Genomic DNA, 14,265 nt, shown 5'->3' with positions numbered 1-14,265 from the left:
ATGCCTAAGATAGTTTTTTTACCGCATCAGGATCTGTGTCCTGAAGGCGCGGTTTTGGAAGCGGAGCGCGGCGAAAGTATTTTGGAAGTGGCCTTGCGTAACGGTATTGACGTTGAACATGCCTGCGAGAAATCCTGTGCCTGCACCACGTGCCACTGTATTGTGCGCGAAGGCTTTGATTCGCTGGCGGAAAGCACGGAAGAAGAGGACGACATGCTGGATAAGGCTTGGGGGCTGGAACCGGAAAGCCGTCTGGGCTGTCAGGCGCGTGTTGCTGGAGACGATCTGGTTGTCGAGATCCCGCGCTATACGATCAATCATGCGCGTGAGCATTGATCTGAATAGAGAGGAAGAATTATGGGACTAAAATGGACGGACAGTCGGGCGATCGGCGAAGCGCTTTACGACCAGTTTCCCGATCTCGATCCGAAAACGGTACGTTTCACGGATATGCACCAGTGGATCTGCGAACTGGATGAATTTGACGATCGGCCGGACGCCTCCAACGAAAAAATTCTGGAAGCGATCCTGCTGGTCTGGTTAGATGAAGCCGACTAACATTATGACGGGCTGCCTTGGGTGGCCCATTTTATTTCCGTGCCAAAATTCGTAATATTTTCATGTCATCATGCACCGTTTATTTATCTGCAAAAATATGAAAAGCACCTGCAAACATGAAAAGTGGCAGGAATACCCATTATCGGAGAAGCACTATGACGAACAATACCATGCTGATTTCACTCTCCACGCAACCTGCTGACGCGCGCTGGGGAGAAAAAGCGACGCTGAGTGTGAATGAGCAGGGCTTTACCATTCATGTTGGGTCGACGTCGCTGAATGGCAAAGCTGCCTTGGCCACGATCCAGCGTGCCGCCCGTAAAATCGATGGGCAGGGGATTAAACACGTTACGTTGGCGGGGGAAGGTTGGGATCTGGCAAACAGCTGGGCATTCTGGCAGGGCTATCGTGGGCCGAAAGGGCAAAGAACGGTTGAATGGGCTGAACTGAACGACGCTGATAAGAAAGAGCTGAACGATCGCCTGAAAATTGTTGACTGGGTGCGTGATACCATCAACCTGCCTGCTGAAGATCTGGGGCCAGAGCAGTTGGCGACCCGTGCGGTCGACCTGCTGTGTGAGGTTGCGTGTGATGCTGTCAGCTACCGCATCACCAAAGGTGAAGATCTGCGCGAACAGAATTATGCCGGTCTGCACACGGTCGGTCGCGGTTCTGAACGTCAGCCCGTGCTGCTGGCGCTGGACTATAACCCGACGGGTAACCCGGATGCACCGGTGTTCGCCTGCTTGGTGGGTAAAGGTATTACGTTTGATACCGGCGGCTATAGCCTGAAGCCTAGCGGCTCTATGGATTCTATGAAGTCAGACATGGGCGGCGCAGCCACCCTGACTGGCGCACTGGCGCTGGCGGCGTCGCGCGGTTTACAACAACGCGTGAAGCTGTATCTGTGCTGTGCAGACAATATGGTGAGCGGTAATGCATTCCGTCTGGGCGATATTATTCGCTACCGTAACGGCAAAACGGTTGAAGTGATGAACACCGATGCGGAAGGACGTCTGGTATTGGCGGATGGCCTTATCGATGCTTCCGAGCAGAATCCGCAGTGGATTATTGATTGTGCCACGTTGACGGGGGCTGCGAAAATGGCGTTAGGCAATGATTATCACGCGCTGTTTAGCTTTGATGATGAGCTAGTAGCGGCATTGCAGGAAAGTGCGAAAGAAGAAAATGAGCCGTTCTGGCGCTTGCCGCTGGAAGAGTTCCACCGCAGCCATCTGCCGTCCAGCTTTGCCGATCTGAACAATATTGCCAGCGGTGCACACACCGCCGGTGCTAGCACGGCCGCCGCTTTCCTGTCGCATTTTGTGAAAAATTACCAGCAGGGCTGGCTGCACATCGACTGTTCCGCAACGTACCGCAAAAGCGCGGTAGATCAGTGGGCGACTGGCGCGACGGGGCTTGGTGTTCGCACATTGGCGAATCTTCTGCTGAGCAACGCCAAATAGTTGTTTCAGGTTTATCTGCTATTTACAGAATGTATTGAGAATAAAGCCGGCCCTCAACGTGCCGGCTTTTAACGTAATCATGTTGAGGAACGTATGGAGTTTTCGCCACGTAACAAACTGGAAGAAGTGCTGATTCTGGCCGCAACAGAGCCGGCGCATCGTCCTGAATTTTTCAGTGAACTGATGGAAGCCACGGTGTTTGTGCTGGGCAGTACCGACGACGGGGATGAATCCGGTGAGGTGGTATTGCATGCGGGCAGTAATGTGAACATCCAGCACTGGGAAAAAGACGATGGTTCATCCGCCATTCCCTTCTTTTCTTCTCTGGAAGCGTTACAGAGCGTGATTACGGAAGAGGCCCCTTTTCTGGCACTGCCAGTGCGGTCGTTGTTTGAAATGACGCAGGGCGTCACGCTGTTCCTTAATCCTAAACTACCGTATGGCAAAGAATTTTTGCCGCAGGAAATTGAACATATTCTGTCTGGCGAAGGCAATGGTTTTGTTCAGCAGCGCGTTGTTGAAGAAGATATGCAGGTGATGCTGAGTCAGCCAGCCGAGATGCCAGCACAGATGATTGATTCTCTAACGCAGCTGTTTGCCAAACACCGTCAGGTAAAACGGGCGTTTTTGGCACAGATTCAGGAGCCCGGTGAAGAACAGCCGCACCTGCTGATTGGTATTGATGCCGATCGGGACGAGGAAACTATCATTCGTGAGGCGGGCAATGTCGCTAGCGATACCTTACCGGACGATCGTCCTGTCGATTTGTGTCTGGTGAAAGACGGCGAGCCGGGCATCAGCCATTACATGATTAAACACACCACGCCGTTCTACGAGCGCAAGTGGGGCAGTTTCCTGCGGGAGTTTAAGGCCACCGGCAACGCGTAATCGGCATGGCGGCGACAGCGGATTACGCTTTTTCCGCTGTTGCCTGCTCTACACCTGGCTGCCATTCGCGGCTGGATACAATCTCACCCGGCATTAATCGCGTGCAATCGGGACATCATCGCGGCTACCCCAGTCGCTCCATGACCCATCGTATAACGTCACATTAGGGACATTTAACTGCGTCAGCGCTAATACTACGACGCACGCTGTCACGCCAGAACCACAGCTGGCGACGATGGGGCGAGTGAAATCCACGCCCTGCTTATGCAAAATGGTCGCCAGTTCTGCATTGGGCTTCAACGTGCCGTTATTCACTAAATCGGTCCACGGCACGTTCAGGCTACCGGGAATATGGCCACGGTGCAGGCCGGAGCGCGGCTCGTCCACTTCGGCATGAAAGCGCGGGGCGGGTCGGGCATCGATAATCTGTTCTGATTTATCCCGGCTGATTGAAAGCACGTCATCGCGTGAGCGAATAGCATTTTCATCCAAAGTAGCGTGAAACGTGACGGGCTTGCGTACGACATTGCCTTGCTCTAGTGGCAGGACTTGCGCTTTCCAACCTGCTAGCCCGCCGCTCAGAATAGAAAGCGATGTGGCACCGAAGGTGTGCAGCATCCACCAGGCTCGGGGGGCGGAAAAGAGATTACCTTCATCGTAAATCACCAGATGCTGCTGATTATCGATCCCCAGTTCACCCATCGCGTGTGCGAAATCTTCGCGAGTTGGCATCATATGCGGCAGGTCTGTGCTGTGATCGGACAAGGCTTCAATGTCAAAAAAAACCGCGCCTGGCAAATGGCCGTCGCGGTATTCGGCATGAATATCACGGCTAGCGTTACCCGGTGGTAGCATTCGTGCGTCAATAAGCGTGATGTTGCTATCATTCAGGCGGCTGGCAAGCCAGTCTGCGGAGACAAACCGCTCATGAGAAATGGGCAAATCAGAAGACGATGCTGACATAGATCCTCCACGCTAGAGCTGAGGGATTCAGCTCTGATGTGCAATGATAGCGTTATTGTCAGTGATTTTCCCTAATCCGACAAGCCATGGATGATTGGATGCTGCTGTTTGTATATGCTTGTTTTAATTGCAGCCAGCCATCCTGATTGGCGTCAATCATTGAGAATTGGATCGTTAATGAAGAGAAAAGAAGAGGTAATATTTTTTTAATAAAAATGTTATTTCCTTGGTAGGCAATAAAGGCCAGTACCCCTATAATTTCCGCCACCTTCACTGGCTGGGTATATCCGTCATACTTCAAGCTGCATGTGCGTTGGCTTCCCTTACTCACCCCAGTCACTTACTGGTGTAAGCTCCTGGGGATTCGTGCGATTGCCGCCTGCCTGCAACTCGAATTATTTAGGATATAGATAATTCTTATAATCCGGCTGTAATTTGATAGTTTAGTTAATGAGGTCAATATGACGATAGAACGTACCTTCTCCATCGTAAAACCTAATGCGGTTGCCAAGAATGCCATCGGTGCGATTTACGCACGCTTTGAAAGCGCTGGTTTTACCATCGTTGCGGCTAAAATGTTGCGTCTGAGCCGTGAACAGGCAGAAGGTTTCTACGCAGAGCATAAAGGTAAGCCATTCTTTGATGGCCTGGTTGAATTCATGATGTCTGGCCCGATCATGGTGCAGGCGCTGGAAGGTGAAAACGCCGTCCAACGTAACCGTGACATCATGGGTGCCACCAACCCAGCTAACGCGTTGGCGGGAACGCTGCGTGCTGATTATGCCGACAGCTTCACGGCAAACGCGGTGCATGGTTCCGATTCCATCGAGTCTGCTCAGCGTGAAATCGCTTATTTCTTTAGCGAAGATGAAATCTGCCCACGCGCGTAATTCTGCGTGGGTAATAGCAGGTGAGTACTCATGATGTGACCCTTTTTTCACGAGTCAGTGCGCGATGCTGAAGCGATGACACAGAAAAAAGGCAGTGATGGTAGCTTACCTGTTTTAAACTTTGTACAATGCTGCGCCCCGGATGAGCCTGCACTTGCCCGGGGCATTTCTTTGGTCATTACCATCGAATTCAACCCTCTTTTTTAGTGCCATAACGTGTAACAACGAGGCCAGGATCTATCAATGTCTAAGCAAATCGTGTCTGAGTCTGAAACTATCGTGTCTGAATTCTCCCCGGCATCTGCTGATGCTTCTCAATCCGTTAAAACCAGTGCGGAAAAAATTAACCTGCTTGATCTTAACCGCCAGCAAATGCGCGATCTTTTCGTCTCTATGGGAGAGAAGCCGTTCCGTGCCGATCAGGTCATGAAATGGATCTATCACTACTGCTGTGATGACTTCAACCAGATGACGGATATCAATAAAGTCTTCCGTTCCAAATTGCAGGAAATCGCTGAGATTCGTGCACCCGAAGTGGTGGATGAGCAACGTTCTTCCGACGGCACGATTAAGTGGGCGATTCTGGTCGGCGGTCAGCGGGTCGAAACGGTTTATATTCCAGAAGAAGATCGTGCCACACTGTGCGTCTCCTCTCAGGTTGGCTGTGCGCTGGAGTGTAAATTCTGTTCAACAGCCCAGCAGGGCTTTAACCGTAACCTGCGCGTATCGGAAATCATCGGTCAGGTGTGGCGCGCAGCGAAGATCATTGGTGCTTTTAAAGTCACTGGTCAGCGTCCGATCACCAACGTGGTGATGATGGGGATGGGTGAACCACTGCTGAATTTGACTAATGTAGTGCCAGCGATGGAAATTATGCTGGATGATTTCGGCTTTGGTTTGTCTAAGCGCCGTGTGACGCTGTCCACGTCTGGTGTGGTGCCAGCATTGGATAAATTAGGCGATATGATTGATGTTGCGCTGGCGATTTCTTTGCATGCGCCGACAGACGATATCCGTAACGAAATCATGCCGATCAACAAAAAATACAACATCGAGACGTTCCTGAGCGCGGTACGCCGCTATCTGGAGAAATCCAATGCGAATCAGGGACGCGTTACCGTTGAGTATGTGATGCTGGATCATATCAATGACGGCACCGAGCATGCGCATCAACTGGCTGAATGCCTGAAAGATACGCCGTGCAAGATCAACCTGATTCCGTGGAACCCGTTCCCGGGCGCGCCGTATGGCCGCAGCTCAAACAGCCGCGTTGACCGTTTCTCCAAAGTGCTGATGGAATATGGTTTCACGACGATCGTACGTAAAACGCGTGGGGATGACATTGATGCTGCCTGCGGTCAGTTGGCGGGGGAAGTCGTGGACAGAACCAAGCGTACGTTGAAGAAGAAAATGGCCGGTGAACCTATCGCGGTGAAAGCGGTCTGATAACGAATGGCGCGGGTTAATGCGGAGGCGTTAACCCAAGGTCTTGCCGCCGAGGTCATTTTTAGGGCCGCGGTGGGCAAATTGCGAGGCGCGCCGCGTTGTTGTGAGGCTTGACTGCCACTCTGTTTGTATTCAGGTAACCTCTTTGTCAGGAATGACAACGCGAGGGAACAGGGATGGTGAAGCCTCTATTGCAGGGACTGTCTTTATTACATGGAAGGGCGTTATCACCGCTGAGTAGCTGGTTTGCGATGTTGCTGCTGGTGGGATGCGTGAATTCGCCTCAGGGGGCGACAAATCCAGCGCTCGCCCAAACCCGCTTGCAGCTGGGATTGGCGTATTTGGCGCACAATAATCTGGATTCGGCGCGGCAGAATCTTGAGAAGGCGGTAGCGATTGCTCCGCAGGATTATCGAACACAACTGGGGATGGCGCTTTACGAACAGCGGATAGGTGAAAACCGTCTGGCCGAACAGCGTTATCAGCAAGTGCTCAACATGGCACCGGAAAATGGCAGTGCCATGAATAATTACGGTGCGTTTCTGTGTAGTTTAGGGCAGTATGTAGCGGCGCAGCGACAGTTTAGTGCGGCTGCACAACTTCCTGATTACAGTCAGGTTGCTGATGCGTTGGAAAATGCGGGATACTGCTTTTTCAATGCCGGGCAGGTTGAAGACGCGCGTCGTTTATTAAGTCGGGCGCTGAAATATGACCCGAAGAAAGGCATCGCATTGCTGGCGGAAGCAAACCAACAGTTTTCTGCCGGAAAAAGTGAGCAAACGCGACTGCTGATTGAGATTTATCAGCATAGTCTTCCGGCCAGTGCCGAAAGTTTATGGTTACAGATTCGTTTCGCCGCGTTAGCGGGCCATGATGGCGATAAAGAACGTTATGGCAACGTGCTGGCGCGAAGTTTTCCACAATCTAAACAGTACCAGCATTTCTTAGCTAATGAATACTGAAGCCACCCAAAATACAACAGAAGCAAAACTACCCGGTGAACGTCTGCGTGAGGCGCGCGAACGCCTTGGGCTGACTCAGCAAACTATTGCCGAGCGTTTGTGCCTTAAAATCACCACCGTTCGTGATATCGAAGACGGTACGACCCCTGCCGATTTAGCGCCGACCTTTCTGCGCGGCTATATCCGTTCTTATGCCAAGCTGGTTCATTTACCCGAAAATGACCTGCTTCCCATAGTGGATAAACAGGCCGTGCCTAAAACTATCTCCGTTTCGCCGATGCAGAGTTTTTCACTGAAAAAAAGTCGCAAAAAGCGCGATGGCTGGTTGATGACAATCACCTGGCTGGTTGTGCTGGTCGTTCTGGGGCTGACGGGTGCATGGTGGTGGCAAAACCATCAGGCTCAGCAGGCAGAGATCAACAGCATGGTCGATCACGCCAGCTCAGTACAGGCACAAACGGAAGGGCAGTCTGTTCCGCTGATGGATAACAGCGCTCCGCAGGAAACCACGACGTCGAGTTCTGCAACCGCACCTTCTTCAACGCCAGTCGATCTTTCCGCGGCTATTGGGGCGGCACCATCAACGCCTCCTTCTTCCACAACTGCCCCTTCTGCTGCACCGTCCAGCCAATCATCTTCACCGGCGAACGCGACACAGTCACAGTCTGCGGGTAATACCTTGCTGGGGGCTGGGGCAGTCGCACCCGCTGCTACGGTAGCGGAGAGCAACCCGGTGTCTGCAACGCATGCATTGGTAATGACCTTTACGGCTGATTGCTGGTTGGAAGTCACGGATGCGAGCGGTAAGAAACTGTTTAGTGGCATGCAGCGTAATGGCGGCACGCTGAATCTGGATGGTCAGTCACCTTATAAACTTAAAATTGGTGCGCCAGCTGCGCTACAGATCCAATTTCAAGGTAAGCCGGTCGATTTAAGCCAATTTGTACGTAGTAGTCAGGTTGCACGTCTGACGCTGACGGCCGAATAACATGTTGTTCAAGTAAGACTGCAATGTTGGAGATGAAGTAATGCATAACGCTGCACCCATAACCCGTCGAAAATCAACACGGATTTACGTCGGCAAGGTGCCTGTTGGTGATGGTGCGCCGATTGCGGTGCAATCCATGACCAACACTCGAACCACCGACGTTGAAGCCACCGTCAACCAAATTAAAGCGCTAGAGCGTGTTGGTGTCGATATTGTCCGGGTGTCCGTACCCACAATGGATGCGGCGGAAGCCTTTAAGCTGATCAAACAGCAGGTAAATGTTCCGCTCGTCGCTGACATTCATTTTGACTACCGCATTGCGCTGAAAGTCGCAGAATACGGCGTCGACTGTCTGCGCATCAACCCCGGTAATATTGGTAACGAAGAGCGTATTCGCTCGGTTGTTGACTGTGCGCGTTACAACAATATCCCGATCCGCATTGGTGTTAACGGCGGCTCGTTGGAAAAAGATTTGCAGGAAAAATACGGTGAGCCAACACCGGAAGCGCTGCTTGAATCGGCAATGCGCCATGTCGATATCCTCGACCGCCTAAACTTCGATCAGTTTAAAGTCAGCGTCAAAGCCTCGGATGTTTTTCTGGCGGTGCAGTCTTACCGTCTGCTGGCGGCGCGTATCGATCAGCCGCTTCACCTTGGTATCACCGAAGCCGGTGGGGCGCGTAGTGGTGCGGTGAAATCGGCTATCGGCCTCGGTCTGCTGCTGTCTGAAGGTATTGGCGATACGCTGCGTATCTCTCTAGCGGCCGATCCCGTTGAAGAAGTGAAAGTTGGCTTCGATATTCTGAAATCACTGCGCATTCGTGCACGTGGCATCAACTTCATTGCTTGCCCGACCTGCTCTCGTCAGGAATTTGACGTGATCGGTACGGTCAACGCGTTGGAGCAACGGCTGGAAGATCTCATCACGCCGATGGATGTTTCAATTATCGGTTGCGTGGTGAATGGCCCCGGTGAAGCGCTGGTGTCTACCATTGGTGTTACGGGCGGGCACAATAAGAGCGGCTTCTATGAAGACGGCGTGCGGCAGAGAGAGCGCTTCGATAACGAACAGATGATCGATCAGCTAGAAGCCAAGATTCGCGCCAAAGCCTCCATGATGGACGAAAATCAGCGTATTACCGTTAATCTGGTGGATAAATAATTTTGCAAGGCGTGGCGGTATGCCGTCGCCTGTATAATTCACGACTCCTGAACCCGATGGGGATGCCCCGCATTGAAGATGCGACGACAATCCTTCTATAATCGGGTTTATTTTTTGAAAAACGCATAGAGAACTGACGTGGCAAAAAATATTCAAGCCATTCGCGGCATGAACGATTACCTGCCAGCCGAAACGGCATTGTGGCAGCGTATTGAAAACAGCCTGAAACAGGTGCTCAGCGGCTACGGCTATAATGAAATTCGTTTGCCGATTGTCGAGCAAACACCGCTGTTTAAGCGCGCTATCGGTGAAGTGACCGATGTTGTCGAAAAGGAGATGTATACCTTTGATGATCGCAATGGCGAGAGCCTGACTCTGCGTCCTGAAGGGACGGCAGGCTGCGTCCGCGCTGGTATTGAGCACGGTATTCTCTACAATCAGGAACAGCGTCTGTGGTATGTCGGCCCAATGTTCCGCTACGAGCGTCCGCAGAAAGGGCGTTATCGTCAGTTTCATCAGTTGGGCTGTGAGGTTTTTGGTCTGCAAGGGCCGGACATTGATGCAGAACTGATCCTGATGACAGCCCGCTGGTGGCGAGTGCTTGGTATCGCCGACCATGTGAAGCTGGAATTGAATTCGATCGGTTCATTGGACGCGCGTGCTCGCTATCGTGAAGCGCTGGTGGCGTTCCTCGAACAGCATAAAGATCAGCTCGATGAAGACTGTCTGCGCCGGATGTACACCAATCCGCTGCGCGTTCTGGATACCAAAAATCCACAGATTCAAGCGCTGCTGAATGACGCGCCGGTGCTGACGGACTACCTGGATGACGAGTCGCGTGAACACTTTGAGGCGTTGGGTGAACTTTTAACGCAGTCCGGTATCCCATATACCGTTAATCCGCGTCTGGTCCGTGGTTTGGATTATTATAACCGCACCGTATTTGAATGGGTTACCACCAGTCTGGGCGCTCAGGGCACGGTCTGTGCCGGTGGACGTTATGATGGTATGGTGGAGCAACTGGGCGGCCACGCGACGCCAGCCGTCGGTTTTGCGATGGGGCTGGAGCGTCTGGTTCTGCTGGTGCAGTCTGTGAACCCGGATTTCAAAGCACAGCCAAGCGTGGATGTTTATCTGATTTCTTCCGGTGCAGGAACGCAGGTAGCTGCAATGCAACTGGCGGAGAAATTACGCGATGCGCTGCCGCAGCTGAAATTGATGACCAACTATGGCGGTGGCAACTTTAAGAAACAGTTTGCTCGCGCGGATAAATGGGGCGCACGCGTCGCATTGGTATTAGGCGAAAATGAAGTGGCGGCCGGTCAGGTTGTGGTTAAAAACCTGAGCAATGGCGAACAGGATACATTGGCACAGGCCGACGTCGCATCGCGGCTGGCAACGTTACTGGATTGAGGAGAGAGACACCGTGGAAGTCTATACCACAGAGAATGAACAGGTTGATGCACTGCGTCGTTTCCTCGCGGAGAACGGAAAGGCGCTCGTTGTCGGTGTTGTGTTGGGTGTCGGTGCGCTGGTTGGCTGGCGTTTCTGGCAAAACCATCAAAATGATAGCGTGCAGGCGGCATCGGCGTCTTATCAGCAGGTGACGGAGCAACTGGCCGAAGGTAAAGCTGAAGCGATTGCTTCAACAGAGAAATTTACGGCTGAGAATAAGAATACCTATGGTGCGCTGGCTTCTCTGGAACTGGCTCGTCATTATGTTGATCAGAAAGATTTTGCTAAGGCAGCGCAACAGCTGGTACAGGCACAGTCGCAGACTAAAGATGCCGATCTGCTGGCAGTCGTGAATCTGCGTCTGGCGCGGGTTCAGCTACAGGAAAACAAAGCGGATGACGCGCTGAAAACGTTGGATGCCATCAAGCTGGAAGGCTGGGCGTCACAGGCAGCGGAAGTGCGTGGCGATATTCTGGTGAGCAAAGGGGACAATCAGGCTGCGCGTGATGCCTACAACAAAGGGTTGTCTTCCAATCCATCGCAGGCACAGCAAGCGTTACTGCGCATGAAACTGAATAACCTGTCCAGCTAAGAGGAATTCCATGCAATTGCGTAAAACACTGTTGGTAGGACTGGTTTCTGTTGCCCTGCTGAGCGGATGCTCGCTGTTTAACAGCGAAGAAGATGTTGTCACTATGTCTCCACTGCCGAAGGTGGAAAACCAGTTCACGCCAACCAAAGTGTGGAACAGTTCGGTTGGGAGTGGCATTGGTGAGTTTTATTCCAATCTTCATCCAGCATGGCAGGATAATCGCGTTTTTGCCGCCGATCGTCGTGGTACCGTAAAAGCGATGGATTTGAATGATGGCAAAGAGGTGTGGCGCGCCGATCTGTCCGAGAAGACCAATTTCTTCTCTCGCAATAATCCAGCGCTGCTGTCTGGCGGCGTAACGGTTTCTGGTAACCATGTCTATGTCGGCAGCGAGAAGGCGCAGGTCTATGCGCTGAATGCGGAAGATGGTACGCCGGTGTGGCAGGCGAAAGTGGCAGGCGAAGCGCTGTCACGTCCTGTGGTCAGTGATGGTGTGGTGCTGATTCACACTAGCAACGGTATGTTGCAGGCCTTGAATGAAGCGGATGGCGCAATCAAGTGGAGTGTCAATCTGGATATGCCGACGCTGTCTCTGCGCGGTGAATCTGCTCCGACAACCGCATTTGGTGCGGCGATTGTCGGCGGTGACAACGGTCGTGTGAATGCCGTGATGATCAATCAGGGTCAACTCATCTGGCAACAGCGTATTTCACAGCCGAGTGGCGCAACCGAAATCGATCGTCTGAACGATGTCGACACAACACCCGTTGTTGCGGGCGAAGTGGTGTACGCGCTGGGCTACAATGGCAATATGACTGCGCTGGATCTGCGTTCTGGTCAGGTTTTGTGGAAGCGTGAACTGGGTTCCGTGCATGATTTCATCATTGACGGTGACCGCATCTATCTGGTCGATCAGGACGATCGCGTTGTTGCATTGAACACTAACGGTGGCGTGAGCTTGTGGCGTCAAAGCGATCTGCTGCACCGTAACTTAACGGCACCAGCGCTGTATAACGGTTATCTGGTTGTGGGCGATGCCGAAGGGTATCTGCACTGGCTGAATACGGCAGATGGTCGCTTTGTGGCACAACAAAAAGTGGATAGCTCTGGTTTCCTGAGCAAGCCTGTCATTGCCAGCGACAAGCTGTTGATTCAGGCGAAAAATGGTGATGTCTACGCGTTCACTCGCTAAGTAATACCGTATTGATTTGGAGCGCAGCGCTTTTGGATGCGTTCCCACTTTTGACTGTGTTACTACAACGGCTCCTGACACTATCAGGGGCCGTTTCGTCTTTTTATCGTCAGCGAGTGTTTCGCTGTAACGTATTGAAATATAAGTAATGAGGTTGTAACAATGATACCTGTCGTCGCGCTGGTCGGGCGCCCGAATGTGGGTAAATCCACGCTATTTAACCGCTTAACGCGCACTCGTGATGCATTGGTGGCGGATTTCCCTGGGCTGACTCGTGACCGCAAGTATGGTCGTGCAGAAGTGGAAGGGCATGAGTTTATTATCGTCGATACCGGTGGGATTGACGGCACGGAAGACGGTGTGGAAACGCGCATGGCGGGTCAATCGCTGGTGGCGATTGAAGAAGCTGATATCGTGCTGTTCATGGTCGATGCTCGCGCGGGGCTGATGCCTGCGGATGAAGGCATTGCCAAGCATTTGCGCAGCCGCGAAAAGACGACGGTGCTGGTCGCTAACAAAACCGATGGCCTTGACCCTGATATGGTCACTGCGGATTTTTATTCACTCGGTATGGGTGAGGTCTACGCGATTGCAGCATCTCATGGCCGTGGCGTAACGTCGCTGCTGGAAACGGTTTTACTGCCGTTTGTACAAGATGAAATAGAAGAGCCGGTCGAGCTCACCGAAGAAGAAGAGAACGCGGCTTATTGGGCAGCGTTAGAAGCGGAAGAGCAGGCCAGCGAAGAAGAAGCGGAAGACGATTTCAATCCTGAAGATTTGCCGATCAAACTGGCGATTGTCGGGCGTCCGAACGTGGGGAAATCCACGCTGACTAACCGTATTCTGGGTGAAGAACGTGTTGTGGTGTACGACATGCCGGGCACAACGCGTGACAGTATCTACATCCCGATGGTGCGCGATGAACGTGAATATATTCTGATTGACACCGCCGGGGTACGTAAGCGCGGTAAAGTCACGGATACGGTAGAAAAATTCTCCGTCATCAAGACGTTGCAGGCGATTGAAGATGCTAACGTAGTGCTGCTGGTTATCGATGCACGTGAAGGTATTTCCGATCAAGATCTCTCACTGCTGGGCTTTATCCTCAATAGTGGGCGCTCACTGGTGATCGTGGTGAACAAGTGGGATGGCCTGTCGCAGGAAGTGCGCGATCAGGTGAAAGATACGCTGGATCTGCGCCTCGGCTTTATCGATTTTGCCCGCATTCACTTCATTTCTGCGCTACACGGCAGCGGCGTGGGTAACCTGTTTGAATCGGTGGCCGAAGCCTATTCTTGCGCGACGCGTCGTGTGAGCACGGCGATGTTGACGCGTGTTATGCAAATGGCGGCAGACGACCACCAGCCGCCGCTGGTGCGCGGTCGTCGCGTGAAGCTGAAATATGCGCACGCCGGGGGGTATAACCCACCGATTGTGGTGATCCACGGTAATCAGGTGAAAGACCTGCCAGATTCCTACAAGCGCTACTTGATGAATTACTATCGTCGTTCGCTGGAAGTGATGGGTACGCCGATTCGTATTCAGTTTAAAGAAGGGGAAAACCCCTTTGCAGACAAGCGCAACACGCTGACGCCAAACCAGCTACGTAAGCGTAAGCGGTTAATGTCGCATCTTAAAAAGAGTAAATGATTCATCAACGGGGGCGAATAGCGATATTCGCCCCCGTTTCGTCTCTGATAAAA

At 52.3% G+C, this 14,265-nt stretch carries 14 protein-coding genes; 13 read left to right on the top strand and 1 reads right to left on the bottom strand.

The genetic code is table 11. The features are described from left to right. From fdx to sseB, 4 genes are all read left to right on the top strand, one after another. Window positions 1-336: an ISC system 2Fe-2S type ferredoxin gene (fdx, locus tag E2566_RS15450; protein WP_014698950.1), complete on the top strand. Its 336-nt coding sequence runs from the start codon at window positions 1-3 to the stop codon at window positions 334-336. Window positions 337-357: 21 nt separating this feature from the next. After that, window positions 358-558, top strand: a complete 201-nt coding sequence (gene iscX / locus E2566_RS15445; RefSeq protein ID WP_005970169.1) for a Fe-S cluster assembly protein IscX — start codon at window positions 358-360, stop codon at window positions 556-558. A 155-nt stretch (window positions 559-713) separates the two neighbouring features. Further along, entirely contained in the window at window positions 714-2,024 is a 1,311-nt protein-coding gene (gene pepB, locus E2566_RS15440; RefSeq protein WP_107170452.1) for an aminopeptidase PepB, read from the top strand. A 93-nt stretch (window positions 2,025-2,117) separates the two neighbouring features. Beyond that, the gene (gene sseB, locus E2566_RS15435; protein ID WP_107170453.1) at window positions 2,118-2,912 is read left to right on the top strand and encodes an enhanced serine sensitivity protein SseB; all 795 of its coding nucleotides are present in this window, start codon (window positions 2,118-2,120) and stop codon (window positions 2,910-2,912) included. Between the two features lie 93 nt (window positions 2,913-3,005). Here the strand turns inward: sseB and sseA are convergent, their stop codons facing one another. Then, window positions 3,006-3,875 carry a 3-mercaptopyruvate sulfurtransferase gene (gene sseA / locus E2566_RS15430; protein WP_107170454.1) on the bottom strand — a complete coding sequence of 290 codons (870 nt, stop codon included), beginning with the start codon at window positions 3,873-3,875 and terminating at the stop codon, window positions 3,006-3,008. 461 nt (window positions 3,876-4,336) lie between these two features. Between sseA and ndk the strand changes: the two genes are divergently transcribed. The 9 genes from ndk to der all read left to right on the top strand — a co-directional run bounded on the left by ndk (window position 4,337) and on the right by der (window position 14,212). Beyond that, window positions 4,337-4,765 (top strand): nucleoside-diphosphate kinase, encoded by a 429-nt coding sequence (gene ndk, locus E2566_RS15425; protein ID WP_005970161.1) that lies wholly within the window; start codon window positions 4,337-4,339, stop codon window positions 4,763-4,765. A 243-nt stretch (window positions 4,766-5,008) separates the two neighbouring features. Next, window positions 5,009-6,211 (top strand): dual-specificity RNA methyltransferase RlmN, encoded by a 1,203-nt coding sequence (gene rlmN, locus E2566_RS15420; protein ID WP_234258222.1) that lies wholly within the window; start codon window positions 5,009-5,011, stop codon window positions 6,209-6,211. A 176-nt stretch (window positions 6,212-6,387) separates the two neighbouring features. Further along, complete coding sequence (gene pilW, locus E2566_RS15415) at window positions 6,388-7,173, top strand: type IV pilus biogenesis/stability protein PilW (RefSeq protein ID WP_205942494.1); 786 nt, start codon at window positions 6,388-6,390, stop codon at window positions 7,171-7,173. Further along, complete coding sequence (gene rodZ, locus E2566_RS15410) at window positions 7,163-8,161, top strand: cytoskeleton protein RodZ (protein WP_107170456.1); 999 nt, start codon at window positions 7,163-7,165, stop codon at window positions 8,159-8,161. The genes pilW and rodZ overlap by 11 nt, the downstream gene beginning before the upstream one ends. A 40-nt stretch (window positions 8,162-8,201) precedes the next feature. After that, window positions 8,202-9,323, top strand: coding sequence for a flavodoxin-dependent (E)-4-hydroxy-3-methylbut-2-enyl-diphosphate synthase (ispG, locus tag E2566_RS15405; RefSeq protein WP_014698959.1), 1,122 nt, complete (start codon window positions 8,202-8,204; stop codon window positions 9,321-9,323). 138 nt (window positions 9,324-9,461) lie between these two features. Then, entirely contained in the window at window positions 9,462-10,736 is a 1,275-nt protein-coding gene (gene hisS / locus E2566_RS15400; RefSeq protein ID WP_107170457.1) for a histidine--tRNA ligase, read from the top strand. A gap of 13 nt (window positions 10,737-10,749) precedes the next feature. After that, entirely contained in the window at window positions 10,750-11,370 is a 621-nt protein-coding gene (locus E2566_RS15395; RefSeq protein ID WP_107170458.1) for a YfgM family protein, read from the top strand. A gap of 10 nt (window positions 11,371-11,380) precedes the next feature. Next, entirely contained in the window at window positions 11,381-12,562 is a 1,182-nt protein-coding gene (gene bamB / locus E2566_RS15390; protein WP_107170459.1) for an outer membrane protein assembly factor BamB, read from the top strand. A 162-nt stretch (window positions 12,563-12,724) separates the two neighbouring features. After that, on the top strand, window positions 12,725-14,212 hold the full coding sequence (gene der, locus E2566_RS15385) for a ribosome biogenesis GTPase Der (RefSeq protein WP_107170460.1): 1,488 nt from the start codon (window positions 12,725-12,727) through the stop codon (window positions 14,210-14,212). Window positions 14,213-14,265: the final 53 nt, after the last annotated feature.

The sequence above is a fragment of the Pectobacterium punjabense genome (genome assembly GCF_012427845.1).
GTDB classification, from domain to species: domain Bacteria; phylum Pseudomonadota; class Gammaproteobacteria; order Enterobacterales; family Enterobacteriaceae; genus Pectobacterium; species Pectobacterium punjabense.
This window is presented reverse-complemented; position numbering and strand designations above follow the sequence as displayed.

Bases quoted from the DNA above. Each gene is read 5' to 3' on its own strand.
- fdx (WP_014698950.1), top strand. From the start codon at position 1: ATGCCTAAGATAGTTTTTTTACCGCATCAGGATCTGTGTCCTGAAGGC.
- iscX (WP_005970169.1), top strand. From the start codon at position 358: ATGGGACTAAAATGGACGGACAGTCGGGCGATCGGCGAAGCGCTTTAC.
- pepB (WP_107170452.1), top strand. From the start codon at position 714: ATGACGAACAATACCATGCTGATTTCACTCTCCACGCAACCTGCTGAC.
- sseB (WP_107170453.1), top strand. From the start codon at position 2,118: ATGGAGTTTTCGCCACGTAACAAACTGGAAGAAGTGCTGATTCTGGCC.
- sseA (WP_107170454.1), bottom strand. From the start codon at position 3,875: ATGTCAGCATCGTCTTCTGATTTGCCCATTTCTCATGAGCGGTTTGTC.
- ndk (WP_005970161.1), top strand. From the start codon at position 4,337: ATGACGATAGAACGTACCTTCTCCATCGTAAAACCTAATGCGGTTGCC.
- rlmN (WP_234258222.1), top strand. From the start codon at position 5,009: ATGTCTAAGCAAATCGTGTCTGAGTCTGAAACTATCGTGTCTGAATTC.
- pilW (WP_205942494.1), top strand. From the start codon at position 6,388: ATGGTGAAGCCTCTATTGCAGGGACTGTCTTTATTACATGGAAGGGCG.
- rodZ (WP_107170456.1), top strand. From the start codon at position 7,163: ATGAATACTGAAGCCACCCAAAATACAACAGAAGCAAAACTACCCGGT.
- ispG (WP_014698959.1), top strand. From the start codon at position 8,202: ATGCATAACGCTGCACCCATAACCCGTCGAAAATCAACACGGATTTAC.
- bamB (WP_107170459.1), top strand. From the start codon at position 11,381: ATGCAATTGCGTAAAACACTGTTGGTAGGACTGGTTTCTGTTGCCCTG.
- der (WP_107170460.1), top strand. From the start codon at position 12,725: ATGATACCTGTCGTCGCGCTGGTCGGGCGCCCGAATGTGGGTAAATCC.